Genomic DNA, 26,682 nt, shown 5'->3' with positions numbered 1-26,682 from the left:
GGTTACATGCGGAACACGCCGAAGCGCGTCTGCTGCGGGGCGGCGTTGAGGCTGGCCGACAGCGCCAGGGCCAGTACCCGGCGGGTGTCGGCCGGATCGATCACGCCGTCGTCCCACAGGCGCGCGCTGGCGTAGTACGGGTGGCCCTGCTGCTCGAACTGCTCGCGGATCGGTGCCTTGAACGCGTCTTCCTCCGCCGCCGGCCACTGGCCGCCCTTGGCCTCGATGCCATCGCGCTTGACCGTGGCCAGCACGCTGGCGGCCTGCTCGCCGCCCATCACGCCGATGCGCGCGTTCGGCCACATCCACAGGAAGTTGGGCGAGTACGCACGGCCGCACATGCCGTAGTTGCCGGCGCCGAACGAGCCGCCGATGACCACGGTGAACTTGGGCACCCTGGCGCAGGCCACCGCCATCACCAGCTTGGCGCCGTCCTTGGCGATGCCGCCCTGTTCGTACTTGCGGCCGACCATGAAGCCGGTGATGTTCTGCAGGAACACCAGCGGGATGTTGCGCTGGGTGCACAGCTCGATGAAGTGCGCACCCTTCAGTGCCGACTCGGAGAACAGGATGCCGTTGTTGGCGATGATGCCGATCGGGTAGCCGTTCAGATGCGCGAAGCCGGTAACCAGTGTTGCGCCATAGCGCGGCTTGAACTCGTCAAAGCGCGAGCCATCGACCAGGCGTGCGATCACTTCGCGCACGTCGTAGGGCTTGCGCGTATCGGCGGGAATCACCCCATACAGTTCATGCGCCGGCAGCAGTGGTTCCTCGGAAGGCTGTACCGCCATCGCCGGTTCCGGCTTGCGCCAGTTCAGCTGGGCGATGATTGCGCGCACCCGTGCCAGCGCCTGCAGATCGTTGTCGGCCATGTGGTCGGCCACGCCGGAGATGCGCGTGTGCACGTCGGCACCGCCCAGTTCCTCGGCCGTCACCACTTCACCGGTGGCGGCCTTCACCAGCGGCGGGCCGCCGAGGAAGATCGTGCCCTGCTCGCGCACGATCACCGTCTCGTCGCTCATCGCCGGCACATACGCACCACCGGCGGTGCAGCTGCCCATCACGCAGGCGATCTGCGGAATGCCCTGCGCCGACAGGTTGGCCTGGTTGTAGAAGATCCGGCCGAAATGATCGCGGTCGGGGAAGACTTCGTCCTGCAGCGGCAGGAACGCGCCACCGGAATCGACCAGGTAGATGCACGGTAGGTGGTTCTGTTCGGCGATCTCCTGCGCGCGCAGGTGCTTCTTCACCGTCATCGGGTAGTAGGTGCCGCCCTTGACCGTGGCATCGTTGGCCACGATCACGCATTCCACGCCGCTCACGCGGCCGATGCCGGCCACTACGCCAGCGGCCGGCACGGCGTCTTCGTACATGCCGTGCGCGGCCAGCGGCGCGATTTCCAGGAAGGCGCTGCCGGGGTCGAGCAGGGCGTCGATGCGGTCACGCACCAGTAGCTTGCCACGCGCGGTGTGCTTGGCGCGTGCGGCTTCGCTGCCACCCAGCGCGGTGCGCGCGAGGGTGGCATGCAGGTCGTCGACCACGGCCTGCATCGCCGCGCGGTTGCTTTCAAACGTTTCGCTGCCCGGTTGCAGCTGGCTGTTCAGGACGGTCATCGCGTTGGCCTTACAGGGTGCGCTGGAACAGTTCGCGGCCGATCAGCATGCGGCGGATCTCCGAAGTGCCGGCGCCGATTTCATACAGCTTGGCGTCGCGCCACAAGCGGCCGGTCGGGTATTCGTTGATGTAGCCGTTGCCGCCGAGGATCTGGATCGCCTGGCCGGTCAGCCAGGTGGCCTTCTCGGCGGCGTACAGGATGGCACCGGCGGCGTCCTGGCGGGTGGTGCGGCCCTGGTCGCAGGCGCGTGCCACGGCATAGACATACGCGCGGCAGGCACCCAGGCCCACGTACATGTCGGCGATCTTGGCCTGGATCAGCTGGAAGCTGCCGATCGGCTCGCCGAACTGGTGGCGCTCGTGCACGTACGGCATCACCACGTCCATGGCCGCGGCCATCAGGCCCAGCGGGCCACCGGACAGCACCACGCGCTCGTAGTCCAGGCCGGACATCAGCACGCGCACGCCACCGCCAACCTGGCCCAGCACGTTCTCTTCGGGAATCTCGCAGTCCTGGAACACCAGCTCGCAGGTGGGCGAAGAACGCATGCCCAGCTTGTCCAGCTTCTGCGCGGTGGAAAAGCCCTTCATGCCCTTCTCGACCAGGAACGCGGTGATGCCCTTGGCGCCGGCCTCCATGTCGGTCTTGGCATAGACCACCAGCACGTCAGCATCCGGGCCGTTGGTGATCCACATCTTGTTGCCGTTGAGCACGTAGCGGTCGCCGCGCTTGTCGGCGCGCAGCTTCATCGACACCACGTCCGAACCGGCCCCCGGCTCGCTCATCGCCAGCGCACCGACCAGGCTGCCATTGCAGAGGCCGGGCAGGAAGCGCTGCTTCTGTTCTTCGTTGCCGTTCTTGCGCAGCTGGTTCACGCACAGGTTGGAGTGCGCGCCATAGGACAGGCCGATGCCACCGGAAGCGCGCGAGATTTCTTCCATCGCCACCACGTGGGCCAGGTAGCCCATGCCGGTACCACCGTATGCTTCTTCCACGGTGAGGCCGAGCAGGCCCTGTTCGCCCAGCTTCGGCCACAGAGCCAGCGGGAACTGGTTGCTGGCATCGGCCTCGGCGGCCAGCGGCGCGACCTCGGCGGCGGCAAAATGGGCCACGCTCTGGCGCAGCAGGTCGATGTCTTCGCCAAGGTCGAAGTTCAGGGATGGCACGTGCATTGTGGTGGCTCCACGACGGGATGGCAGGAAATGGACGCACCCGGCGGGGGAGCGGGCGGCGGTCTGCAGGACCGCTGCCCGCACGGGCGATTGGACCCCAGCGTAGCGGGGTTCGGGTAAGAAGTGAATACAAATTCAAAAATTGAAACTAGAATCAAAACATGGCCTACAAACGCTCTGCACTGATGGAAGAACGGCTGGCCGGGGCCCGTGAACGGATCCTGTTGGCCACCCGCGAGCTGGTCGCCACCGGCGGCTGGCGCAATGCTCCGGTGACGGCCGTGGCGACCCAGGCGGGGGTGTCCACCGGCCTGATCTACCGGCACTTCCCGTCCAAGGCCGAGTTGTTCGTGGAGGTGCTCAACGCCGCCGTGGCCCACGAGGTGGCGATCATGGAACGCATCGCCAGCGGCCCGGAGGTGGCCAGCGAGCGCCTGCGGCTGGCGATCACCGCCTTCGTACGCCGTGCCCTGGCTGGGCCGGGGCTGGCGCACGCCTTCATCGTCGAACCGGTCGACCCGGACGTGGAAGCCGAGCGCATGCGCGGTCGTCGCGCCTTCGGCGACGTGTTCCTGCGGCTGGTGGAGGAGGGCGTGGCGGCCGGTGAGCTGCCTGCGCAGGACGCGCATGTAGCCGCTGCGTGCCTGGTCGGCGCCTTCACCGAGGCGATGGTCGGCCCGACCGCGCCAAGCCGCGAAGCACACCGCGACGAAGATGCACTGGTGAACGCAATCTGCAGCTTCTGCCTGCGCGCGATCGGTGCCCCGGAAATTCGGTAGCGCCGGGCCATGCCCGGCGGCTGTTGCCATCCTCGACCGTTGTTGCCGCGCTTCGCGCTCGCCGGGCACGGCCCGGCGCTACCCGCATGCGGCCACGGCCGCATGCTGCGCCGCACCAGCATGACGCCTGTTGTCGCACGCATAGCGCGTTCTATACTCGGCCCATCACGCAGTCGCTCAGCCGTGGTCCAACGACTATCAGCCAGGGGTAACGAAGAGTGCGGAATTACGATCTGGAGTTCCTGAAACGCTTCTCCATGGTGATCGCGCTGCTGGCGACCATCACCCTCGGCCTCATCCTCCTTGCCGCCTACATCCACACCCGGATTCCACCCGAAGTATCGCCGACCGCGGCCAAGCGCACCGAACAGCGCATTTCGCCCACCGGCGCGGTCTATGCCGGCAGCACCGGCGCCGCCGCGCGGGCTGCGGCCAAGGCCGCCGCGCTGGCCAAGGCTGCTTCGCAGGTGGCTTACGGCGGCACCAAGGATGGCAAGGTGATCTTCGACAACCTGTGCACCGCCTGCCATACCACCGGCGTGGGCATGGCACCGACGCTGGACCACTCGCATTGGGACAAGCGCATCGCGCAGGGCAAGGACACCCTCTACAAGCACGCCATCGAGGGCTATACCGGCCCGGATGGCGGCATCATGCCGCCCAAGGGTGGCAACCCGGCCCTGACGGAAGAACAGATCCACGCCACCGTGGACTGGATGCTGGGCAACCTGAAATAGCCGCCGCAACGCGCCGCATCCTGTAGAGCCGAGCCCACGCTCGGCTGCTCTGCGCACGGTGTGGCCAGGCGCAGCCGAGCGTGGGCTCGGCTCTACCACCTACTAAGCTTTGCCCACCGAGGCCTGATTGCCCCTGTGCCCCCGCCGCGCAGGCGGATCTCCGCATTTCAGGGTTAGTCTGTGCGCCCTCTTCACTGGAATCGCCCGTCGATGCGCCGCCGTTCCCTTGCTCTTGCCCTGTCCCTGCTGCTGCCGGCCAGCGCCTTTGCCCAGGCCCAGCCGCAGGCCGCACCAGCTACGACGCCCGCTGTCGCGCGCAGCAGCGCCACCGTGGTGCTGACCGCCGCACCGGCCGACTGGCGCGCGCTGGATGGCCAGCGCGTGCGCATCGCCGCACCGCTCACCCTGGCCGGTACCGATGGCCTGGAGCGCTTCGGCCAGCTCACCGTGGCCTTCGACGGCCGCCTCTGGCAGCCGACCGAAGTGGCTGCGCCGGGCACCGCCGGCTACGAGCAGGTGATGGCCGACAACCAGCGTCGCCGGCTGGTACTGGAAGATGGCAGTGACGCCCGCGACCCCGCCAGCGTGCCCTACCTGCCGGGCAACCCGGTGCTGCGCACCGGCATGCAGCTGCGCAACGTGGAGGGCATCGTGCGCGTGGATGCGCAGGGCCATCCGCGCCTGCAGGTCGAAGGCGCGCTGAAGCTGCCGGAACTGAAGCGCCCGGCAGTGCCCACGGTGCCGGGCAGCCTGCACGTGGCCGCCTTCAACCTGGAGAACTTCTTCAATGGTGACGGCCAGGGCGGTGGCTTCCCGACCCTGCGCGGCGCGCGCACCCTGGACGAGCACAAGGCGCAGCTCGCCAAGCTGGTCACCACGGTCAACGCCTTGGGCGCCGATGTCGCTGCGCTGATGGAACTGGAGAACGACGGCTACGGCCCGCAGTCGGCCATCGCCGAACTGGTCGATGCGCTCAACCGCGACCGTGGCGCGCAGGGCGACTGGCGCTTCGTCGATGCCGGCAACGGCCCCGGCGACAATCCGATCCGGGTTGGCATCATCTACCGCAGCAGCCGCCTGCAGCCGCTGGGCAAGCCGGCCACGCTGACCGGTGGTCCGTTCGTCGAACACAGCCGCGTGCCGCTGGCGCAGGCCTTCCAGGGCAAGCAGGGCACGCCGTTCGTGGTGGTTGCCAACCACTTCAAGTCGAAGGGCTGCCGCGACGCCGCCGGTGCCGACGCCGACCGCAACGACAACCAGGGCTGCTGGAACGCGACCCGCGTGACCTCGGCGCAGCAGCTGCATGCCTGGCTGCAGACCGACCCGACCGGTACCGGTGCCAGGGACGCGGTGCTGCTGGGCGATTTCAATGCCTACGCGATGGAAGACCCGATCCGCACCCTGCGTGACCTGGGCTGGCAGGACGCATTCAAGGTCGCCAAGGTCGAGCATCCCTACAGCTACCTCTACAACGGCTATACCGGCCGCCTCGACCATGCACTGCTGAGCCCGGGCATGGCCAAGCGCCTGCGCGGTGCCGCCGAATGGCACAGCAATGCCGACGAGCAGGACGCCAGCGGCTACCAGGGCCGCAACGTGCAGGGCCCGTGGCGCAGCTCCGACCACGACCCGCTGCTGCTGGGTTTCGACAGATAGGGTTCGCCGGGGATCTGCTCTGGTAGGGACCTTGATCGGCACGGATGCCGCCTTTGCTTTTGATCTACCAGTCCGCCTTCAAGCGAGCCGAGCATCGCAAGTGGATCAGGGGCGAAGAGGCGCCGATGTCTGAGCGCAGCGAGTTCGGCGCCGTCCCCTGGTTCACCGAGAAGCGCAGGGAACCGGTGCACAGCACCGGCTCGCGGCTGGCGGCGCGTTCTTTTGGTTACTTTTCTTTTCGCGCGAAAAGAAAAGTGACATCCCACCGCGGGCGCGGAAATGGCCCGCCGCAACCAACGCTCACCCCCAGGCGATCAGTCCGATCGCCAGCACCGCCAGTGCCAGGCCGGCGCGGTTCCACTTCGTGGTGGCCTCGCCGAAGGCGAACACACCCACCAGCGCGCCCAAGACCACCACCCCGATGTTCATGCCGGCGAACACGGTAGCCGGGCTGTCCGGCATCACCTGGTGCGCCTGCACATAGAAAAGGATGTTGCCGCCATTGAGCAGGCCCAGCAGTGCACCCGCGCCGAGGTTGCGCCAGGCCAGCCGGCTGCAGCCACTGAAATGCCGCCACAGCTGCAACGCAAGCATCAGCACGAAGGCCACGCTGAAGCTGGCCAGCACCGCCGCCATCGACGGCGTGCCGGACAGCGCCACCTGCTTGAGCAGCACGTCCACCACCGCGAACCCGGCCCAGACGCCCAGCAGCCAGCCCCAGGCACCGGGCGAGGACGCTACGGTCGGGCCGCGCGGACGCAGGCTGATGGCCACCATCGCCAGCAGGCCCAGGGCGAGCCCAGCCAGCTTCCACGGCGTGGCGGTCTGGCCGAAGAACAGGAAGGCCGCCGCCAATGACAGCAGCAGCGACAGCCGCTGCGCCACGTCGCTGCGGACGATGCCGGCCACCGCCACCGCGCGGCCCAGCACTAGGAAGATCGACGGCAGCACCACCGCCAGCGCCAGCAATGACAGCCACGGCGCATGCGGCGCGCGCAGTGCATCCAGCGGCGGCTGCAGTACCACGGCGGTGAGCGTTGCCGCCACCAGATAGTTCCAGGTGACCATCTGCGAAACATCCAGCTGGCGGCGTCCGGCCACCTTCAACAACACCGAAACCAGCACGCTGCAGATCACGGCCAAAGACAGGTAGAGCATGGGGCGGGCACAGGTCAGGGGCGGGGGACGGTATCATGGTGCCATGCACAAGCCTTCGTTCCCCGTCGCCCCCGGCGAAACCGCCTGCCTCGAACTGGACGGCCCGGCCGGCCCGCTGGAAGTGGTCGTCGACCTGCCCAAGGCCGATGTACCGGTGCAGCCGATCGTGGCCATCGTCTGCCATCCGCTGTCCACCGAGGGTGGCACCCTGCACAACAAGGTGGTCACCATGACCGCCACCACCCTGCGCGAGCTGGGCATCGCCACGGTGCGCTTCAATTTCCGCAGCGTCGGCGCTTCGGCTGGTACCTTCGACGGCGGCGTGGGCGAGCAGGATGACCTGAAGGCGGTCGCCGCCTGGGTGCGCAGCCAGCGCCCGCACGACCGGCTGTGGCTGGCCGGTTTCAGCTTCGGTTCGTTCGTGTCGCTGAAGGCGGCTGCCGCGCTGCAGCCGGAGGCGCTGATCTCGATCGCGCCACCGGCCGGTCGCTGGGATTTCGACGGTATCGCACCGCCGGCCCGCTGGCTGGTGATCCAGGGCGAGCAGGACGAGATCGTCGACCCGCAGGCCGTCTACCAGTGGCTGGACACGCTGGACTTCCCGCATGAGCTGGTGCGCATGCCCGAGACCAGCCACTTCTTCCACCGCAAGCTGATCGACCTGCGTGGCGCGCTGACCCACGGCGTGAAGCATTGGTTGGGCGCGGCGGCATGAGTGCAACCGAGCTGACCCCGTCGCAGCGGTATGCGGAAGGGGTTGCCCGTGGCGACTGGCAGAACGACCCGGCCCAGCATGCGGCGCTGGCCGAGCTGGACCGCATCCACCTGGGCCTGCTGGACAGTGCCGAGGATGGCTGGCTGGACCGCCTGTCCTCGTTCTGGAAGAAGCCCGAGCCGGTCAAGGGCCTGTACTTCTGGGGCGGTGTCGGCCGCGGCAAGACCTTCCTGGTCGACCTGTTCTACGACGGGCTGCCGATCAAGCAGAAGTACCGCACCCACTTCCACCGCTTCATGCGCAGCGTCCACGAGCGCCTGCGCGAGCACCAGGGCCAGAGCGACCCGCTGGCGAAGATCGCCCAGGAATGGCGCAGCAACCTGCGCGTGCTGGTGCTGGACGAGTTCTTCGTCACCGACATCGGCGATGCGATGCTGCTGGCGCGGCTGCTGGAGCGCCTGTTCGCCGAGGGCGTGACCCTGGTCACCACCTCCAACACCGCAGTGGAGAACCTGTACCTCAACGGCCTGCAGCGCGAGAGCTTCCTGCCGGCCATTGCCCTGCTGCAGCGCTTCTGCGTCGAGCTGTACGCCGAAGGTACCGAGGATTACCGCATGCGCGCGCTGACCCGCTCGCCGGTATACCGCGCACCGCTGGCGGCCGACAGCGATGAGTGGCTGGCCACGCGCTGGAGCGAGCTGAGCGGCGGCCAGCCGGCCAAGCCCGGCAACATCGAGATCGAGGGCCGCAAGATTCCGGTGCGCGGCCGTGGCAAGAGCATCGCCTGGTTCGATTTCGCCGCGCTGTGCGAAGGCCCGCGCGGGCCCTCGGACTACATCGAAATCGCGCACGAGTTCAACACGGTGCTGCTGGGCGGCATTCCCGCCTTCGACCGCCTGAATGAGGATGCCGCGCGCCGCTTCGTCAACCTGATCGACGAGCTGTACGACCGCCACGTCAACCTGGTCTGCACCGCCAGCACCTCGCCGATCGAGCTGTACACCGGCCAGCGCCTGCAGGGCGCGTTCGAACGCACCGCCTCGCGCCTGATCGAAATGCAGAGCGCCGAGTACCTGGGTACCCCGCACCGGGCGTGAGGGGGCCTGAGGGCGTGCGTTGTCGGCCGACGGCCGGCACGACCAGCCCGGAATTCCGGTAGTGCCGGCCGCTGGCCGGCAATGATTCGGGGGGGGGAGGGCGAAACGGCGTTACCTGCGGCCGCTCCTCCGGCCCGGCCGACACATGCGGCCTCGAGTCGCTGCCCGGCGGGTGATCCCCGACGTCCACCGCATTCCCACCGGCTGCCCACCACCTATCCACAGGGTTGTCCCTAGCCAGCTTCATCACTGTCATGTGAAGCTGTCATTGTTCCGTTTCTGCGGTGCGTTGTGCCACCGCAGTGACGCCTTTCGGGCTTGACTGCGCAGCCCGTTCCGGCGGGTCTGAAGCGTCTGATCAGGGCGCCGATGGCACGATCCTTGCGGCGCAAGGGATTGCCGAATTTCACTACATTTGGCGTTGACGGACCCCATTACCCCCACTATCTTGTGGCCGTCGGTCGCAGCAACCCCAGGTCTGGGGGTGGCAGCAGCACCCATCCGCGATCGTCAACGGCAGTGGCAGGCGCAGGGTCTCATCCTCTGCGACGCCGTCCTGCCATCCTGGGCCGTCATGTCCCGGGCTGCGTCACCCCGATGCATCGAGCACCCCCAAATCACGCCAAGAGGACATACGCCGTGAGCACCGAATCCAGCGCCACCATCGAGAAGGAAAGCGAATTCCTGTTGACGTCGCCGCCGACGGCCAACGCGATGAGTGTGACCAAGCGCAACGGGACCACCGAGCTGGTGGACCTGAACAAGATCGTGCGCGCGGTGCAGCGTTCCTCCGAAGGCCTGCACGCCGTCGATCCGATGCGCGTGGCCACCCGCACCATTTCCGGCCTGTACAACGGCGCCACCACCCGCGAGCTGGACGAGCTGTCCATCCGAACCGCCGCCCTGCTGATCGGTGAAGAGCCCGAGTACGGCCGCCTCGCTGCGCGCCTGCTGGCCAACTACATTGCCAAGGAAGTCTCGGGCCAGGAAATCTACGCCTTCTCGCAGTCGGTCAGCCGTGGCCATGAAGTCGGCCTGATCAACGACCGCCTGCTGAACTTCGTGCAGACCAATGCACGCAAGCTCAACGACGCCATCGACATCTCGCTGGACCTGAACTTCGATTACTTCGGCCTGCGTACCCTGTATGACCGTTACCTGCTGCGCCACCCGCACACCCGCAAGGTGATCGAGACCCCGCAGCAGTTCTTCCTGCGCATCGCCAGTGCGCTCAGCGAGGACGTGTCCGAGACCCTGGCGCTGTACAAGCGCATGGGCAACCTGGACTACCTGCCGTCCAGCCCGACCCTGTTCAATTCCGGCACCACCCACGAACAGCTGTCCTCGTGCTTCCTGCTGGATTCGCCGCAGGACTCGCTGGAGTCGATCTACGCCAAGTACGGCGACATCGCCCAGCTGTCGAAGTTCTCCGGCGGCATCGGCGTCAGCTACACCCGCGTGCGTTCGCGTGGTTCGCTCATCAAGTCGACCAACGGCCACTCCAACGGCATCGTGCCGTGGCTGAAGACCATGGATTCGTCCGTGGCCGCGGTGAACCAGGGCGGCAAGCGCAAGGGCGCAGCCTGCGTGTACCTGGAAACCTGGCACGCCGATATCGAGGACTTCCTCGAACTGCGTGACAACACCGGTGACGAAGCCCGCCGTGCGCACAACCTGAACCTGGCCAACTGGGTACCGGACCTGTTCATGAAGCGCGTCGAGGCCGACCAGGAATGGTCGCTGTTCGATCCGCGCGTGGTGCCGGAGTTCACCGACCTGTTCGGCGAAGCCTTCGAGGCCGCCTACCTGCAGGCCGAAGCCCAGGGCAAGGCCAACCGCACCATCCCCGCGCGCAAGCTGTACGCCCGCATGATGCGTACGCTGGCCGAGACCGGCAACGGCTGGATGACCTTCAAGGACAAGTGCAACCGCGCAAGCAACCAGACCCTGCGTCCGGGCAACGTGATCCACCTGTCCAACCTGTGCACGGAAATCCTGGAAGTCACCTCCAACGATGAAACCGCAGTGTGCAACCTGGGTTCGATCAACCTGGGCAACCACTTCGACGAGCACAACGAGTTCGACTTCGAGAAGCTGGCCGAGACCGTGCGCCTGGCCGTGCGCCAGCTCGACCGCGTCATTGACCTGAACTTCTACCCGATCGAAACCGCCCGCCGCGCCAACCTGCGCTGGCGTCCGGTCGGCCTGGGCTGCATGGGCCTGCAGGATGTGTTCTTCCGCAAGCGCCTGCCGTTCGACAGCGCCGAGGCCCGCGCCCTGTCGAAGAAGATTGCCGAAGCGATCTACTTCCACGCGCTGGAAACCTCCTGCGAGCTGGCCCAGGAACGCGGCAAGCACCCGTCGTTCAACGACACCCGTGCCGCCAGTGGCGAACTGCAGTTCGATGCCTGGAACGTGGTGCCGGAAGACACTGCGCGCTGGGATGCCCTGCGTGAGCGCATCAAGGAACACGGCCTGCGCAATTCGCTGATGATCGCGATCGCGCCGACCGCGACCATCGCCTCGATCGCCGGCTGCTACGAGTGCGTCGAGCCGCAGGTGTCCAACCTGTTCAAGCGCGAGACCCTGTCCGGTGACTTCCTGCAGGTCAACCGCTACCTGGTCAACGAGCTGAAGAAGCTGGGCCTGTGGACGCCGGAAATGCGCGATGCCATCAAGCTGGCCGAAGGCTCCATCGCGGGTCTGCCACAGATCCCGGAAACGCTGCGCGAGGTCTATCGCACCGCGTGGGAACTGCCGATGCGTTCGCTGATCGACATGGCCGCCGAACGTGGCGCCTTCATCGACCAGTCGGCCTCGCTCAACCTGTTCATGGAAAGCCCGAACATCGGCGCGATGTCCTCCATGTACATGTACGCCTGGAAGCAGGGCATCAAGACCACCTACTACCTGCGTTCGCGCCCGGCCACCAAGATCGCCAAGACCACGGTGAGCAGCGCGGCCCCGGCCAAGGTGTTCAGCCCGGACGAAGCCATCGCCTGCTCGCTGGAAAACCCGGAAGCCTGCGAGGCCTGCCAGTAACACACCGCGCGGTGGGTGCCGACCGTTGGTCGGCACTCGAGCACCTCGCACCTGTAGAGCCGAGCCACGCTCGGCCGCAGCACGGAAACACCCAGGTAGCGCCGGGCCACGCCCGGCGTTTTGACCCGAGAAGACAAGGAAACACCCATGGCCGACAAGCCCAAGCAGATGCTGCTCGATCCCGGTTTTGAACTGACCCTGCGCCCGATGCGCTACCCGCAGTTCTATGACATGTACCGGAACGCGATCAAGAACACCTGGACGGTGGAAGAGATCAATTTCCAGATCGACATCACCGACCTGCACAGCAAGATGTCGCCGGGTGAGCGCCACCTGATCCACCGCCTGGTCGCGTTCTTCGCCACCGGCGACTCGATCGTGTCCAACAACCTGGTGCTGAACCTGTACCAGCACCTCAATGCGCCGGAAGCGCGCATGTACCTGTCGCGCCAGTTGTATGAAGAAGCGCTGCACGTGCAGTTCTACCTGACCCTGCTGGACAACTACCTGCCGGACCCGGAAGAGCGCGCCAAGGCGTTCTCGGCGGTGGAGAACATCGACTCGATCAAGAAGAAAGCCGATTTCTGCTTCAAGTGGATCGACTCGATCCAGGACCTGACCCGCATCGAGACCCGCGAGCAGCGCCGCCAGTTCCTGCTCAACCAGATCTGCTTTGCCGCCTGCATCGAAGGCCTGTTCTTCTTCGCTGCGTTCGCCTACGTGTACTACTTCCGGTCGCGCGGCCTACTGCCGGGTCTGGCCTCGGGCACCAACTGGGTGTTCCGCGACGAAAGCGCGCACATGGAGTTCGCGTTCGAGTCGGTGCGCGTGGTGCGCGAGGAAGAGCCGGACCTGTTCGACGAAGAGATGAAGCAGCAGGTCTACGACATGCTGGCCGAAGCCATTGAATGCGAAGTGCAGTTCGCCGAGGACGTGCTGTCCGGCGGCGTGGCCGGCATCTCCACCCGTGACATGCGCCAGTACCTGCAGCACTGTGCCGACCAGCACTTCGCCAAACTGGGCATGGAAAAGAAGTACAACGTGCGCAACCCGCTGCCGTTCATGGAACTGCAGGACGTGCAGGAACTGACCAACTTCTTCGAACGCCGCGTCTCGGCCTACCAGGTCGGCGTGCAGGGCGAAGTCGCCTTCGACATGAACTTCTGATCGAACCGGCCCGGCCTGTCGCAACGAAAAACCCCGGCCAATGCCGGGGTTTTATGTTGCGCGCCTGCTTTTGTAGAGTCGAGCCATGCTCGACTGCTGTTCGCAAGAAAGTCGAGCATGGCTCGACTCTACAATCAGCGCCGCCCTTCCATCGCCATGCGCACCGCCAACCCGGCCAGCACCGTGCCCATCAGCCAGCGCTGCACCCTCTGCCAGGTGGGGCGCGCGGCCAGAAAGCCGGCGATGCTGCCGGCGGTCAGCGCGATCAGGCCGTTCACGCTGACGCTGACCAGGATCTGGGTGGAGCCCAGCACGATCGACTGCATCAGCACGCTGCCTTCGCTGTCCGGATGCAGGAACTGCGGCAGCAGCGACAGGTACATCACCGCGATTTTCGGGTTCAGCAGGTTGGTCAGGAAGCCCATCGTGAACAGCTTGAGCGGGCTGTCCTGCGGCAGGTCGCGCACCGCGAACGGCGAACGGCCACCCGGCTTGAGCGCCTGCCAGGCCAGGTACAGCAGGTACAGCGCGCCGCCGATGCGCAGCGCGTCATAGGCGAACGGCACGGTCATCAGCAGGGCGGTGATGCCCAATGCCGCGCACAGCATGTAGAACACGAAGCCCAGCGCCACCCCGCCCAGCGAGATCAGGCCCGCCATCGGCCCTTGGCAGATCGAGCGCGAGATGACGTAGATCATGTTCGGCCCGGGCGTGAGCACCATGGCCAGCGAAACCAGCGCAAAGGCCAGCAGGTCGGAAGTGGCGGGCATGGGCAGTCCTGGCAGCGGGCGTGGCGCAGTGTAACGCCTGCTGCAGGCGCGGCCTGCGCAGGCACCGCTGCCGGGTGACCGTTGCACGTGCATTCCGATGGCCATCACGCCGGTCGCTTAGAATCCGCAGCACCCCACACCGAAGCACCCCCATGACCCCGATCCCCGAGACCGTGCCGCCCATCGAAGTGCGCATGGCCGAAATCGTCTTTCCCAACCACACCAACCACCTGGGCACCCTGTTCGGCGGCCAGGCATTGGCGTGGATGGACAAGGCCGCCTTCCTGGCTGCTGCCCGCTACTCGCGCCGCACCGTGGTGACCGCGCGCAGCGACCAGGTCGACTTCAAACTGCCGATCCGCATCGGCCAGATGGTGGAAACCATCGGCCGCATTGTCGAAGTCGGCCGCAGCTCGATGAAGGTGGAGGTGGAACTGGTCGCCGAGGACCTGCACAGCGGCGAGCGCAAGCTGTGTACCCGCGGCCACTTCGTGATGATCGCGCTGGACGAGGAAGGCCACCCGATCGCGGTGCCGCCGCTGCCGGCCGCCTGAGCCGGCGCTTGCACGGGCGCTGCGGCGCCCCCATCTGGCAGCCATGACCTCGCCGCTGACCGACTTCATCGACCGCGCCCAGCGCCTGTTCGTGCTGACCGGCGCCGGTTGCAGCACTGCATCGGGCATCCCCGATTACCGGGATGCCGACGGCCAGTGGAAGCGCACCCCGCCGGTGACCTACCAGGCCTTCATGGGCGAGGCCGCTACCCGCCAGCGCTACTGGGCGCGCAGCCTGCTGGGCTGGCCGCGCTTCGGCCTGGCCCGGCCCAACGGTACCCACCAGGCCCTGGCCGCACTGGAGAGCCGTGGCAAGCTGCAGGTGCTGCTGACCCAGAACGTGGACGGCCTGCACCAGCGCGCCGGCAGCCGTAACGTGATCGACCTGCATGGCCGCCTGGACCTGGTGCGCTGCATGTGCTGCGAGCGGCGCAGCGATCGCGGGGAGTTCCAGCAGCGCCTGCTGGACGCCAACCCCGGCTGGGACACGCTGGAGGCCGGCATCGCCCCGGACGGCGACGCCGGCCTGGAGACCGATTTCTCCAGCTTCGTGGTACCCGGGTGCCCGCACTGCGGCGGGGTGTTGAAGCCGGACGTGGTGTTTTTCGGCGAGAACGTGCCGCGCGAGCGGGTGGAGGCGGTGCACGAGCACCTGCAGCAGGCCGACGCCGTGCTGGTGGTGGGCTCGTCGCTGATGGTCTATTCCGGCTTCCGCTTCGTGCAGGCGGCGGCCAAAGCAGGACTGCCGGTGGCGGCACTGAACCGTGGCCGCACCCGTGCCGACGACCTGCTGCAGTTCAAGGATGAACGCGATTGTGCTGAGGCGCTGGCGTCGGTTATCGAACCATCGGCTGGGTAGAGTCGACTGTCAGTCGACTCTACAGGCCACCCGCCGCCGCGAAACAGCGATCCATCCAGATGGTTGATCCGGGAGCCGCGCAGCGGTGCAATATGCCCCCCTACGTCGTCCCATCACTGTCTTGAGCCAGCTGTTTTCGCCGATCTCGTTCGGCCCCCTGACCCTGTCCAACCGCATCGTCATCGCGCCGATGTGCCAGTACTCCGCCGAAGATGGCCGCGCCAGCGACTGGCACGCCATGCACCTGGGCAACCTGGCGCAATCCGGCGCCGGCCTGCTGATCCTGGAAGCCACCGCAGTCGAGCCGCGTGGCCGCATCAGCTGGGCCGACCTGGGCCTGTGGGATGACGGCACCGAGGCCGCGTTGGCACAGGTATTGGCCAGCGTCCGCCGCTGGTCGCCGATGCCGCCGGGCATCCAGCTCGGCCATGCCGGTCGCAAGGCGTCGGTGAACCGCCCTTGGGACGGCGGTGGTCAACTGCCAGCCGACGACACGCGTGGCTGGATCACCGTGGCGCCGTCGCCGCTGCCGTTCCATGCTGCCGATCCGGCGCCGCAGGAACTGGACGAGGCCGGCATCGCCGAGCTCGTTGCTGCCTTCGCCGCCAGTGCGGTGCGCGCCGAGCGCCTGGGCTTCGAGCTGATCGAGCTGCATGCCGCGCACGGCTACCTGCTGCACCAGTTCCTGTCGCCGCTGAGCAACCGCCGCACCGATGGCTACGGTGGCTCATTGCCGAACCGCCTGCGCCTGCTCGTGGAAGTATTCGACGCCGTGCGTGCGGCGGTATCGGACAAGGTCGCCGTGGGCGTGCGCATCTCCGCCAGCGACTGGGTCGATGGCGGCTGGGATCTGGTGCAGAGCGAAGCGCTGGCCCAGGTGCTGGACGCGCGCGGCTGCAACTTCCTGCACGTTTCCAGCGGTGGCCTGGACGAGCGCCAGAAGATCACCGTCGGCCCGGGCTACCAGGTGCCGTTCGCAGCAGCGATCAAGGCCAAGGTGCGCATGCCGGTGATCGCGGTGGGCATGATCACCGAACCGGAGCAGGCCGAATCGATCCTGCGCCATCGCCACGCCGATGCGGTAGCGCTGGCACGCGGCATCCTCTACGACCCGCGCTGGCCGTGGCACGCTGCTGCCGCATTGCGCGACAGCGTGGAGCCGGCGCCGCAGTACCTGCGCTGCGAGCCGCGCGAGGCGCGTGGCGTGTTCAAGACGCGCTGAGGCTCACACCCGCCAAGCCGGCGCGATGCCAACCTGAAGGTGATCGAACAGCGCGCGGATCTTGGCGGTGAAATCGCGGCGGTCGCTGACGCAGAAGTAGACCTCCATCGGTTCCGGGCGCCACGCGGTGTCGGCGCCGAACACCGCCTGCAGGCGGCCATCGCGCAGGTACGGCTCGGCCACGAAGGCGGCCAGCCGGGTGATGCCGGCACCGGCCGCCGCCAGCGTCGCCAGCGCATCGATGTCATCGCAGACCATGCTCGGTGGCAGCGCGGCGTCCACGCGCTGGCCGTCCTTCAGCAGGCCCCAGCGCAATGGCCGGCCATCGGTGGGGAAGCGGTGCAGCAGCCCGCGATGACCGCCCAGCTCGGATGGCTGTTGCGGGGTGCCGCGTGCCTTCAGGTAGGCCGGCGAGGCGCAGAACACGAACGGAACACGCGCCAGCTGCCGCGCCACCACCCCGTCCTCCAGCTGGGCCCCGATGCGGATGCTGGCATCCACCGCTTCCGGGCCATGCTGCACGGCGCGGTCGGTCAGGCGCAGCTCCAGCTGCAGTTGCGGGTAGCGCTGCTGCAGCGAAGGCAGCAACGGCGCCAGCACATGGCGGCCGAACGCACTGCTGCTGGCGATGCGCAGCGGCCCGGCCGGTTCGATGTCACCGGCGGTGACCATCGCCTGCGCGCGCGCCAGGTCGGCTTCGATGTGGCGCACCTGCGCCAGGTACAGCGCGCCGGCCTCGCTGAGGGCCAGCTGCCGCGTGCTGCGGTTCAGCAGCCGTACGCCCAGATGGGCCTCCAGCCGGTTGATGTTCTGGCCGACCGCGGTGGCGCTGATGCCAAGGATGCGGGCCGCGGCGGCAATGCTGCCGGTCTCTGCGGTGCGGGTGAAGCTGCGGATCAGTTGCAACAGGTTCATGACCGACCAGCTTGCCACGGGAAGATCCAAGTATCGCTTGGTACTGAACCAAGCAGGTCGGTTGCACCCGTGATCATCCGGCGCGCTGGGCAGGGCGCTGCCCTACACTGTGGCGATGCGCCCCGATTCCATTCTTACCCTGTCCTGCCCCGACCGTACCGGCATCGTCTATCGCGTGTCCGGCCTGCTGTTCGACCACGGCTGCAACATCCTCGACGCCCAGCAGTTCGGCGACGAGGAAAGCGGCCGCTTCTTCCTGCGCGTGCATTTCGATCGCGATGCCGGCCTGCCGCTGGAGACCGTGCACGCCGCGATGGCCACGCTCGCCCAGGACTTCGGCATGGACTGGCAGCTGCACGATGGCCGCCGCCGCGCACGCCTGCTGGTGCTGGTCAGCAAACAGGGGCATTGCCTCAACGACCTGCTGTTCCGCGCCCACAGCGGCCAGCTGAAGGTCGACATTGCGGCGGTGGCGTCCAACCACGCCGACTTCGCGCCATTGGCCGCCTCCTACCAGGTGCCGTTCCACCACCTGCCGGTGACCGCCGATACGCGCGCGGTGCAGGAGCAGCAGATCATCGACCTGGTCGAGCGTGAGCGCATCGACCTGGTGGTGCTGGCGCGCTACATGCAGATCCTGTCACCCACGCTGTGCCGCGCGCTGGCCGGCCGTGCGATCAACATCCACCACAGCTTCCTGCCCAGCTTCAAGGGCGCGCAGCCGTACCACCAGGCGCACGCGCGCGGGGTCAAGATCATCGGTGCCACCGCGCACTACGTCACCGAGGACCTGGACGAAGGCCCGATCATCGAACAGGACGTGGCCCGCGTTGACCATGCGATGGCGCCGCGCGAACTGGTGCGGCTGGGCAGTGATACCGAATCGCTGGTGCTGGCGCGTGCGGTGCGCCGCCATGTGGAACACCGCATCCTGCTCAATGGGCATCGCACGGTGGTGTTCCGGTAATCGCCCATCCCGCGTCCGCCGGGCATGGCCCGGCGCTACCCATGGGCGCGATCCGGTAGCGCCGGGCCATGCCCGGCGGTCGCGCGTCAGGCGAGCGCAATCCCCGCCTTGCCCAGCGCCTCGCGCACCATCACGTCGTTGGCTTCGGTCACCGGCTTGGTCAGCTCCCACAGGAACTTCACCCGGAAGCCGGACTTCACTGCGTCCTGCGCGCTCCACAGCACGCAGTAATCGCGGGCCAGGCCGCACACGTGCACTTCGCGGATGCGGCGCTCATGCAGCCAGCCGGCCAGGCCGGTGGCCGGGCGCTCGCCATCGGGACCGTGGTTCTCGCGGAAGGCGCTGTACGAATCCACCTGTTGGCGCGTGCCCTTGCGCAGGATCAGGTCGGCCATGGCCCAGTCCACGCCCGGGTGCAGAGCGGCGCCATCGCTGCCCTGCACGCAATGGTCGGGCCACAGGGTCTGTGGCTGCGCGTGCAGCAGGATGGTCTCGAACGGACGCTTGCCGGGGTGCTGGCTGGCGAACGAGGCGTGATCGGCCGGGTGCCAGTCCTGGGTGGCCACCACCGTGCGGTAGCGGCGCTGCGCCAGCAGTCCGGCAATCGGTGCCACCAGCGCATCACCCTGGTCGCAGGCCAGCGCGCCGCCCGGCATGAAGTCCGGCTGCAGGTCGATCACCAGCAGGGCGACGTCGGCGGGCAGGGCGGTCATGGCAGATCCACTACAAGAGAAGAGCGACCAGCGTGGCCGCCCCTTGCTCACACGTCAATCGCCCTGCGGCGTCCCAGCGTCCTGCCCGTAGTACAGCAGGCCGATTTTGATCCGCTCGCGGCCGTTCTCGCGACGGTGGCGGTTGGCATCGCGCAGCGAATACACGCAGCCGCAGTACTCCTGCTGGTAGAACTGCTCGCGCTTGCTGATCTCGATCATGCGGCTGGCACCGCCGCCCTTGCGCCAGTTGTAGTCCCAGTACTGCAGGCCTTCGTAGCGCGAGGCGGCGCGGATGCCGCAATCGTTGATCTGCGCCATGTTCTTCCAGCGCGAGATGCCCAGCGACGAACTGATGGTGTCGTAGCCGTGCTCGTGCGCGTACAGCGCAGTGCGTTCGAAACGCATGTCGAAGCACATCGTGCAGCCGATGCCGCGTTCGGGCTCGTTCTCCATGCCACGCGCACGGCTGAACCAGTTGTCGGTGTCGTAGTCGCAGTCGATGAAGGGAATGCCATGCTGCTCGGCGAAGCGGATGTTTTCCTGCTTGCGCAGTTCGTATTCCTTCACCGGATGGATGTTGGGGTTGTAGAAGAAGATCGCGTAGTCGATCCCGGAGGCGGTGATCGCCTCCATTACCTCGCCGGAGCAGGGCGCGCAGCATGAATGCAGCAGCAGGCGCTTGCCGTTGGCAGGCAGGGTCAGGGTGGGGCGTTGGAACTCGGTCATCATCAGGTACCGCATGGACCGCCGGCAACGGCGGTGGCCCATGCATCTGTGCGTGGGTGGACAGGGCTGGCCGGATACCGTGAAAAGGACGCACGCGGCCGCACTGCCCGCACGCGCAGGTCAGCGACGGCCCCGGCACCCTCCCCGCGGAGAGTCCAGGTCGAGTCAGGGGACGGTCGTGTCCCCCGGCCGGGGCCGGTATTCGGGCTGATGGACACGGGCCGCAGCCCACCTACTACCTGCCGCTTCCCAGGCGCGAGCCCAGTGCTGTTGGCAGGATTCGTTTCCATTCACCGCTGCGGGGCAGCTCCGGAATGGGCGCGCCAGGCGCCTTCACCGGATTCCCGTTCAAATCCCTGTCGCCATCAACGCTGCGGCGGGGATACCTTCGGCGTGCCCACGGTGGACGCGTCGAGGGCAATGGTCAAGGGTCAATGAAAGCTCGGGGCTGTGGTCCGTTTCTCAGGCCGTGAGAGCGCCGCTTGCCATACTGGGCATCGACAGACGGGAGGTGGCTCGTGGCGGCGAAGTACTGCGATCTGGTCATGAAAGGTGGCATCACCAGCGGCATCGTGTATCCCAATGCGGTACTGGCGCTGGCGCGCGAGTATCGCTTCAAGAGCATCGGCGGCACCTCGGCCGGCGCCATTGCTGCGGCGGTGGCGGCTGCGGCGGCATGCGGCGATCGTCGCCAGCAGGCCGGCGAGCACCTGCCCAGTGATGCCGGTTATGGGGGGCTGTCGGCGGTGTCGGCGCAGCTGTCGCGGCGCGGGTTCATCTACAGCCTGTTCCAACCGGCGCGGGGCGCGCGTGCGGCCTATCGGCTGCTGGTGGTGCTGACCGGCAATGCGGGCCTGCCACACAAGCTGCTGTGCCTGGCGGTGGCGGTATTCGAGATCGCGCCGCTGGAAGTGCTGGTGTCGCTGGCGCTGCTGCTGGGCCTGGGCGGGTGGGGCGGCGGCTGGAGCGGTGTGGCCGCCACGCTGCTGCCGTCGCTGCTGTGCGCCTACGGTGCCGGTGTGGCCGGTGCCGTGCTGCGCGTGGCCCGCGTGGCACGGCGCAACCTGCTGGGCCTGTGCAGTGGCCTCGGCCGCGATGCACGCAAACCGGCGTTGACCGAGTGGCTGCATGAGTGCCTGCAGCAGTTGTCAGGCAAGCCACTTGATGCACCGCTGACCTTCGCCGACCTGCACGACGCACCGCGCTATGCCGGCGAGCCGGACAGCCCGCACGCGATCAGCCTGCAGATGATCACCACCTGCGTCTCGCACAACGAGCCGCGTACGCTGCCACTGGGCGGCGCGCAGTTCTGGTTCCTGCGCGAAGAGTTCGAGCAGTTGTTCCCGGCCAGCGTGGTGCAGTGGCTGGTGGATCAGGCTGGCCCGCCGCTGGACGTGGAGGGGCGGCAGTACTACCACCTGCCGCAGGGCCCGAAGCTGCCGGTGCTGGTGGCCACACGCATGAGCCTGAGCTTCCCGTTGCTGATCAGCGCGGTGCCGCTGCACGAACCCTCGCGCCGCGAGCGCCGCTGCGAACCCACCGCGCCGGCGGCCGACCCCGAGCACAACGTGGCCGACAGCATGGAAGGGCTGACCAGCGCCGGGCAGGCTTGCGGTCCGGTGATCACCGCCTTCCGCATCTGCTGGTTCTCCGATGGTGGCATCAGCAGCAACTTCCCGATCCATCTGTTCGACGCCGCATTGCCGCGCTGGCCGACCTTCGCCATCAACCTGGTCTACCCGCAGCACGCCGAAGACGTGAGCCAGGGCAACGGTAGCCGGCAGGCACTGGAGCATGCCGTGTTCCTGCCCACCGAGAACCGCCACGGCTGGCAACGGCATTACCAGTCCATTGCCACGCCGCTGGCCGCAGCCGAGCTGGGGCGTTTCCTGTTCGCGGTGGTGGCGACCATGCAGAACTGGCGCGACCTGCTGCAGGCGCGCGCGCCGGGTTATCGCGACCGCATCGTGCATGTGAGCCTGCAGGGCGACGAAGGTGGCATGAACCTGGACATGCCGCAGGAGGTGCTGACCCGCATCGCCGACAAGGGCAGCCTGGCCGGTGCGCGGTTCTGTTCGTTCTCGTTCGAGAACCACTACTGGATCCGCTGGCGCAACCTGGCCTCGGCCTACCAACGGTACACGCTGGAAGTGGCCCGTACCGACGACCCGGCGCAGCAGGTACTGGCCTATCGCGCGGCGTACTCGATGGTCGCTCGCGGCGAACCGACACCGCCGTCGTACAAGCTGGGCTCGGAAGACAAGCGTCGCGGCTCGCAGCAGCTGTGGGCGCAGATGGTCGAGCAGGGCCGAACCTGGCAGGACCTGGGTCCTGACCTGACCGACGGCGCACCGCGTCCGCTGCCGCAGATGAAGGTGACGCCGATCTACTGAGCCGGTTCTTGGTAGATCCACGCCGTGCGTGGATGCATCTCGAATCGGGGTCAGATCCGTTCTCCTATGGAAATTGGATCTGACCCCTGCGGTGGCTCATCGCCAGGGGGCAACCACCGCATCATCCTGCAAGGGTGCATACAACGGCAGCGCCAGCTCCTGCTTCACCCAGCCCGGATTGAGCGCACGCAGGCCGGCCAGGTATTCGCGGGCCAGTGCGATATCCCCTTGCCGCATCGCCAGGCGCGCAGCGCGCGCCCAGGTGCGGTCCCAGCCGTGGGCCAGTGACAACGAGGTCGCCAGCGCAGCGCGCGCACCCGCCACATCACCCTTCTCCCAGCGCTCCTCCGCGCGGATGATCGCCTCGTTGGACAGGCGCATGTCGTACAGCTCGCGCAGCCTCGCGACCGCGCGCGGGTCGGCGTCCACGCGCAGATCGGTGTCCTGCCAGTCGCCCCCCGGCGTGCGCACCAGCAGCGCGGCCGACCACTGCCCACTGCGCTGGCCGCCCGCGGCCTGGCCGGCTTCCAGCGCCGCCAGCAAGCGTGTGGCAAGCGCTCCGTGCGAAGCCGTAAAGGTACGTTGCATTGCCGTCAGCACGTCCGGTCCGGCCAGGCCATTGCCCTGCACGCTCAACATGCCGTCGCCGTGCGCACCGGCCCAGCTGGCCTGCTGCGCGGTGGCGCCGGTGTATTGCGCATTGCCACCGCGCGCACTGATCAGCCCCACCTGGCGCTCGGCGAGCGTGGTGCCATCGAAGTTGCCGTCTTCATCCAACAGCTGCTTCAGCACCTGTGCAGGTGTACGACCTTTGGCCAGTAGTTCAAGGCCTTTGGACCCATAGGTCGGGTTGGTCTCGAACTGGCTGGCGACCGCGCCGACCTTCGCCTGCGCCCACGGCACCCCCACGCCCCCGACCGCCAGGTTGTGCGTGGCGACCGCCACCCCGCAGTCGCCGGCCTCGTTGCAGGCGGCGATGGAAAAGGTCGCCCACGCCGGCGCGGCGACGGCAGCGAGCAGCAGGGCCAGGCAAGAGCGCAACAGGGACATGGGTGTCTCCATGGGCAGGCATTGCATTGGGATGCAGCCTACGCACGAAAGGTTTAGTAGATCCACGTCATGCGTGGATGCGCTTCGATGAAGGCTCGAAATATTCGATCTCGATCGGATTCCATCCACGCATGGCGTGGATCTACGGTGTCGACCAAGGTCGACACCCACCAACAGCAGCGGGAAACTGTCGAAGGCGGGGGTGGGTCCGGTTGCGGGGGCGTGAGCGCCATGGATGGCGCGACCGAGCCTACATGGACGTATTCACGGCGTCCCCCGCAACCGGACCCATCCCGCATCCCACGGAATGCCGGCTTTTGCCGTGGCCGTTGCCGTTGCTTCGGCCTCTGCAGGTGCAGGGCGCAGCCCTGCCGAACCAACCCTACCGCCCCGGCAACTGCGCGAACGCGCGCTGCATGCAGTCCTCGCGCGGGCACACCCGGCACCCCGGGCCGATCGACACCGAATTGCCCGGGCTCTGCACATCCAGCCCCAGCGAATACACCAGCCGCTCGGCATGCTGCAGATCGCAGCCCAGCGCCACCGCGAAGGTCTTGCGGGGCTGGCCATGACCGACCGGACCACTGCTGACTTGCCGTGCCAGCCAGAAATGCCGTCGCCCATCGGGCATGCGCGCGGTCTGCGTAAGGATGCGCCCGGGCTGGTTGAACGCCTCGTAGACGATCCACAGCGGGCACGAACCACCCACCTGCGAGAAGTGGAAGTCGGTGGCCGAATGGCGCTTGGACACATTGCCCGCGCGGTCTACGCGGATGAAGAAGAACGGCAGCCCGGGCGCGCTGCGCCGTGCCAGCGTGCTCAGCCGATGGCAGACCGCTTCGAAGCCGACGCCGAACTGGTGTGCCAGCAGTTCGATGTCGTAGCTGCTGGCCTCGGCCGCACGCAGGAAGCGCATGTACGGCATCACCAAGGCGCCAGCGAAATAGTTCGACAGACCGATGCGGGCCTGAGCGATGCGTGCCTCATCGGTGAAGCCGGCACGTGCCACCACCGCATCGATCTGCGGCAGGTAGCCGTGCAGGGCCAGCTCGGCGGCCATCTGGAATGCCTGCTGGCCCGGCTCCAGGTAGTCCGGCAACCACAGCCGCCGTGCTTCGGCATCGTACTGGCGCTTCTCGCGCCCGGCCTGCAGCGCGGCCACTTCCACCAGCACGCCGTGGCGGTCGGCCAGCAGCTGGCGCAGGCGTGGTGCCACGTGCCCGGGCGACAGCCCCCACTCGGCGAACAGACGCTCGGCCAGCTCGTCCAGTTCGGGAATGTGGTTGTGCATGCGGTTGAAGAACTCACGCACCTGGTCGCCTGCGGGCAGGATGCTGCCGGCGCCGGGCTCGCCCAGCTGGAACTCCAGGGCGGCGGCATGCTCACGCAGCGCCAGGTGGCGGCGGTGCAGATCCAGCAGGGCGCGGCTGACCTGCGGCAGGTTGCCGGCCAAGGCGCGCAGCTCGGTCGCGCTGACCTCCGCCAGGCCCAGGTCGCGCAGGGTTTCGCCCAGCGCTTCCTGCAGCGCGGCAGGCTCATCTTCGTCGAATAGTGAGGAAACGTCGCCCAATACTTCGCCCAGCTTCTTCTGCACGGCCGGGGTGAGTGGGCGCTTGTTGCGCTCGATCTGGTTCAGGTAACTGGCCGACAGGCCCAAGGCGCGGGCCAGATCCACCTGGCTGTAGCCGCGCTGCTCGCGCAGGCGCAGCAAGCGAAGGCCAAGCTGCCGCTGGCTGGATGAATAATTCACAGAATTAACATGAATCGTCTGGCGTGTTGGCCAGATTAAGCGGATTCAGGCCGGAAATCGAGGTGGCTGCTGTGAATAATGCCAAGCATCTTTCGAGCCCGTGGGATTGTCGTCATGACTGTTGAAGCGCCCCGTATCCGCATGCTGATCGATGGTCAGTTCATCGAATCGGCCACCTCCCACTGGCAGGACGTGATCAATCCGGCCACCCAGGACGTGCTGGCCAAGGTGCCGTTCGCCACCACCGCAGAAGTGGACGCCGCCGTCGCCGCCGCCAAGGAAGCCTTCAAGACCTGGCGCAAGACCCCGATCGGCACCCGCGCGCGCATCTTCCTGAAGTACCAGCAGCTGATCCGCGAGAACATGAGCGAGCTGGCCCACATCCTCACCGCCGAACAGGGCAAGACCCTGCCCGACGCCGAAGGCGATGTGTTCCGCGGCCTGGAAGTGGTCGAGCATGCGGCCGCCATCGGCAACCTGCAGCTGGGCGAGTTGGCCAACAACGTGGCCAACGGCGTGGATACCTACACGATCATGCAGCCGCTGGGCGTGTGCGCCGGCATCACCCCGTTCAACTTCCCGGCGATGATTCCGCTGTGGATGTTCCCGATGGCGATCGCCACCGGCAACACCTTCATCCTCAAGCCGTCCGAGCAGGACCCGATGGTCACCATGCGCCTGGTCGAACTGGCCCTGGAAGCCGGCATTCCGAAGGGCGTGCTGAACGTCGTCCACGGTGGCGAGGAAGTGGTCAACGCGATCTGCGACCACCCGGACATCAAGGCCGTGTCGTTCGTCGGTTCCACCCGCGTCGGCACCCACGTGTACAACCGTGCCTCGCTGGCCGGCAAGCGCGTGCAGTGCATGATGGGCGCCAAGAACCACGCCGTGGTGCTGCCGGACGCCAACAAGGAACAGACCCTCAACGCGATGGTCGGCGCCGCCTTCGGTGCGGCCGGCCAGCGCTGCATGGCCGCCTCCACCCTGGTGCTGGTCGGTGAAGCGCGCAACTGGGTGCAGGATCTGGTTGAAAAGGCCAAGACCCTGAAGGTCAGTGCCGGCACCGTGGCCGGCACCGACGTCGGCCCGGTCATTTCCTGCAGCGCCCGCGAGCGCGTGGAAGGCCTGATCGCCTCGGGCGTGGAGCAGGGTGCCAAGCTGGTGCTGGATGGCCGCAAGCCGCAGGTCGATGGCTTCGAGAAGGGCAACTTCGTCGGCCCGACCATCTTTGCCGGTGTCACCACCGACATGCGCATCTACCAGGAAGAAATCTTCGGGCCGGTGCTGGTCATCCTCGAAGCAGAGACGCTGGAAGACGCCATCGCGATGGTCAACAGCAACCCGAACGGCAACGGCACCGCACTGTTCACCCAGTCCGGCGCTGCCGCGCGCAAGTTCCAGGAAGACATCGACGTTGGCCAGGTCGGCATCAACGTGCCGATCCCGGTGCCGGTGCCGCTGTTCTCGTTCACCGGTTCGCGCGCCTCCAAGCTGGGCGACCTGGGCCCGTACGGCAAGCAGGTGGTGCTGTTCTACACCCAGACCAAGACGGTCACCGCGCGCTGGTTCGATGACGAGACGCTGAGCCACGGCGTCAACACCACGATCAGCCTGAAGTAACGGCA

22 protein-coding genes and 1 riboswitch are annotated in these 26,682 nt (G+C 67.2%); of the genes, 13 read left to right on the top strand and 9 right to left on the bottom strand.

Annotation, left to right across the window (positions count from 1 at the left end):
* Positions 1-2: 2 nt before the first annotated feature.
* On the bottom strand, positions 3-1,613 hold the full coding sequence (locus AC5P6A_RS15630) for a carboxyl transferase domain-containing protein (RefSeq protein WP_134729703.1): 1,611 nt from the start codon (positions 1,611-1,613) through the stop codon (positions 3-5).
* 10 nt (positions 1,614-1,623) lie between these two features.
* Entirely contained in the window at positions 1,624-2,787 is a 1,164-nt protein-coding gene (locus AC5P6A_RS15625; protein WP_014035590.1) for an isovaleryl-CoA dehydrogenase, read from the bottom strand.
* A gap of 161 nt (positions 2,788-2,948) precedes the next feature.
* Here AC5P6A_RS15625 and AC5P6A_RS15620 point away from each other — a divergent pair, with 161 nt between their 5' ends.
* The 3 genes from AC5P6A_RS15620 to AC5P6A_RS15610 all read left to right on the top strand — a co-directional run bounded on the left by AC5P6A_RS15620 (position 2,949) and on the right by AC5P6A_RS15610 (position 5,959).
* Positions 2,949-3,566: a TetR/AcrR family transcriptional regulator gene (locus AC5P6A_RS15620; RefSeq protein WP_495222347.1), complete on the top strand. Its 618-nt coding sequence runs from the start codon at positions 2,949-2,951 to the stop codon at positions 3,564-3,566.
* Between the two features lie 218 nt (positions 3,567-3,784).
* A complete protein-coding gene (locus tag AC5P6A_RS15615) occupies positions 3,785-4,303 on the top strand; it encodes a c-type cytochrome (protein ID WP_495222346.1) in 519 nt (172 codons plus the stop codon).
* A 210-nt stretch (positions 4,304-4,513) separates the two neighbouring features.
* Positions 4,514-5,959 (top strand): ExeM/NucH family extracellular endonuclease, encoded by a 1,446-nt coding sequence (locus AC5P6A_RS15610; RefSeq protein WP_495222345.1) that lies wholly within the window; start codon positions 4,514-4,516, stop codon positions 5,957-5,959.
* Between the two features lie 300 nt (positions 5,960-6,259).
* On the opposite strand, the gene AC5P6A_RS15605 is transcribed toward AC5P6A_RS15610, so the two are convergent.
* The gene (locus tag AC5P6A_RS15605) at positions 6,260-7,117 is read right to left on the bottom strand and encodes an EamA family transporter (protein WP_171953265.1); all 858 of its coding nucleotides are present in this window, start codon (positions 7,115-7,117) and stop codon (positions 6,260-6,262) included.
* A 43-nt stretch (positions 7,118-7,160) separates the two neighbouring features.
* Here AC5P6A_RS15605 and AC5P6A_RS15600 point away from each other — a divergent pair, with 43 nt between their 5' ends.
* The 4 genes from AC5P6A_RS15600 (at position 7,161) to AC5P6A_RS15585 (ending at position 13,138) form a co-directional block, all read left to right on the top strand.
* Positions 7,161-7,832 carry an alpha/beta hydrolase gene (locus AC5P6A_RS15600; RefSeq protein ID WP_019661868.1) on the top strand — a complete coding sequence of 224 codons (672 nt, stop codon included), beginning with the start codon at positions 7,161-7,163 and terminating at the stop codon, positions 7,830-7,832.
* Entirely contained in the window at positions 7,829-8,929 is a 1,101-nt protein-coding gene (zapE, locus tag AC5P6A_RS15595; RefSeq protein WP_111097704.1) for a cell division protein ZapE, read from the top strand. The genes AC5P6A_RS15600 and zapE overlap by 4 nt, the downstream gene beginning before the upstream one ends.
* A 639-nt stretch (positions 8,930-9,568) precedes the next feature.
* Positions 9,569-11,971, top strand: coding sequence for a ribonucleoside-diphosphate reductase subunit alpha (locus AC5P6A_RS15590; RefSeq protein ID WP_019661866.1), 2,403 nt, complete (start codon positions 9,569-9,571; stop codon positions 11,969-11,971).
* A 147-nt stretch (positions 11,972-12,118) separates the two neighbouring features.
* The gene (locus AC5P6A_RS15585) at positions 12,119-13,138 is read left to right on the top strand and encodes a ribonucleotide-diphosphate reductase subunit beta (RefSeq protein WP_019661865.1); all 1,020 of its coding nucleotides are present in this window, start codon (positions 12,119-12,121) and stop codon (positions 13,136-13,138) included.
* A gap of 134 nt (positions 13,139-13,272) precedes the next feature.
* On the opposite strand, the gene AC5P6A_RS15580 is transcribed toward AC5P6A_RS15585, so the two are convergent.
* A complete protein-coding gene (locus tag AC5P6A_RS15580; protein ID WP_171953266.1) occupies positions 13,273-13,908 on the bottom strand; it encodes a LysE family translocator in 636 nt (211 codons plus the stop codon).
* Positions 13,909-14,060: 152 nt separating this feature from the next.
* On the opposite strand from AC5P6A_RS15580, the gene AC5P6A_RS15575 reads away from it, so the two are divergent.
* From AC5P6A_RS15575 to AC5P6A_RS15565, 3 genes are all read left to right on the top strand, one after another.
* Positions 14,061-14,462 carry an acyl-CoA thioesterase gene (locus tag AC5P6A_RS15575; protein ID WP_005407672.1) on the top strand — a complete coding sequence of 134 codons (402 nt, stop codon included), beginning with the start codon at positions 14,061-14,063 and terminating at the stop codon, positions 14,460-14,462.
* Positions 14,463-14,505: 43 nt separating this feature from the next.
* Positions 14,506-15,321: an NAD-dependent protein deacetylase gene (locus AC5P6A_RS15570; protein ID WP_346715228.1), complete on the top strand. Its 816-nt coding sequence runs from the start codon at positions 14,506-14,508 to the stop codon at positions 15,319-15,321.
* A gap of 121 nt (positions 15,322-15,442) precedes the next feature.
* Positions 15,443-16,543, top strand: a complete 1,101-nt coding sequence (locus AC5P6A_RS15565) for an NADH:flavin oxidoreductase/NADH oxidase (protein WP_495222344.1) — start codon at positions 15,443-15,445, stop codon at positions 16,541-16,543.
* Positions 16,544-16,546: 3 nt separating this feature from the next.
* Here AC5P6A_RS15565 and AC5P6A_RS15560 read toward each other — a convergent pair whose 3' ends face one another.
* The gene (locus tag AC5P6A_RS15560) at positions 16,547-17,458 is read right to left on the bottom strand and encodes a LysR substrate-binding domain-containing protein (RefSeq protein ID WP_180877551.1); all 912 of its coding nucleotides are present in this window, start codon (positions 17,456-17,458) and stop codon (positions 16,547-16,549) included.
* 115 nt (positions 17,459-17,573) lie between these two features.
* Here AC5P6A_RS15560 and purU point away from each other — a divergent pair, with 115 nt between their 5' ends.
* Positions 17,574-18,425, top strand: a complete 852-nt coding sequence (purU, locus tag AC5P6A_RS15555) for a formyltetrahydrofolate deformylase (RefSeq protein WP_026347242.1) — start codon at positions 17,574-17,576, stop codon at positions 18,423-18,425.
* Between the two features lie 86 nt (positions 18,426-18,511).
* Here the strand turns inward: purU and pncA are convergent, their stop codons facing one another.
* Together pncA and AC5P6A_RS15545 are read right to left on the bottom strand one after the other, a co-directional pair.
* Complete coding sequence (gene pncA, locus AC5P6A_RS15550; protein ID WP_227844232.1) at positions 18,512-19,138, bottom strand: bifunctional nicotinamidase/pyrazinamidase; 627 nt, start codon at positions 19,136-19,138, stop codon at positions 18,512-18,514.
* Positions 19,139-19,192: 54 nt separating this feature from the next.
* On the bottom strand, positions 19,193-19,879 hold the full coding sequence (locus AC5P6A_RS15545; protein ID WP_429001277.1) for an epoxyqueuosine reductase QueH: 687 nt from the start codon (positions 19,877-19,879) through the stop codon (positions 19,193-19,195).
* A 161-nt stretch (positions 19,880-20,040) separates the two neighbouring features.
* Positions 20,041-20,255, bottom strand: a riboswitch (cobalamin riboswitch).
* Between the two features lie 154 nt (positions 20,256-20,409).
* On the opposite strand from AC5P6A_RS15545, the gene AC5P6A_RS15540 reads away from it, so the two are divergent.
* Positions 20,410-22,257: an RpoH suppressor gene (locus AC5P6A_RS15540; protein WP_346715226.1), complete on the top strand. Its 1,848-nt coding sequence runs from the start codon at positions 20,410-20,412 to the stop codon at positions 22,255-22,257.
* A gap of 96 nt (positions 22,258-22,353) precedes the next feature.
* Here AC5P6A_RS15540 and AC5P6A_RS15535 read toward each other — a convergent pair whose 3' ends face one another.
* A complete protein-coding gene (locus AC5P6A_RS15535) occupies positions 22,354-23,307 on the bottom strand; it encodes a DUF1028 domain-containing protein (protein ID WP_019661853.1) in 954 nt (317 codons plus the stop codon).
* 382 nt (positions 23,308-23,689) lie between these two features.
* Positions 23,690-25,057: a helix-turn-helix domain-containing protein gene (locus AC5P6A_RS15530; RefSeq protein ID WP_019661852.1), complete on the bottom strand. Its 1,368-nt coding sequence runs from the start codon at positions 25,055-25,057 to the stop codon at positions 23,690-23,692.
* 114 nt (positions 25,058-25,171) lie between these two features.
* Between AC5P6A_RS15530 and AC5P6A_RS15525 the strand changes: the two genes are divergently transcribed.
* Positions 25,172-26,677, top strand: a complete 1,506-nt coding sequence (locus AC5P6A_RS15525; protein WP_019661851.1) for a CoA-acylating methylmalonate-semialdehyde dehydrogenase — start codon at positions 25,172-25,174, stop codon at positions 26,675-26,677.
* The last annotated feature ends 5 nt before the right edge of the window (positions 26,678-26,682 follow it).

The organism is Stenotrophomonas sp. YJH_SMC_20 (genome assembly GCF_059367845.1).
Note: the sequence above shows the minus strand (reverse complement) of the source record. Positions and strands in the feature narration are given on the sequence as shown.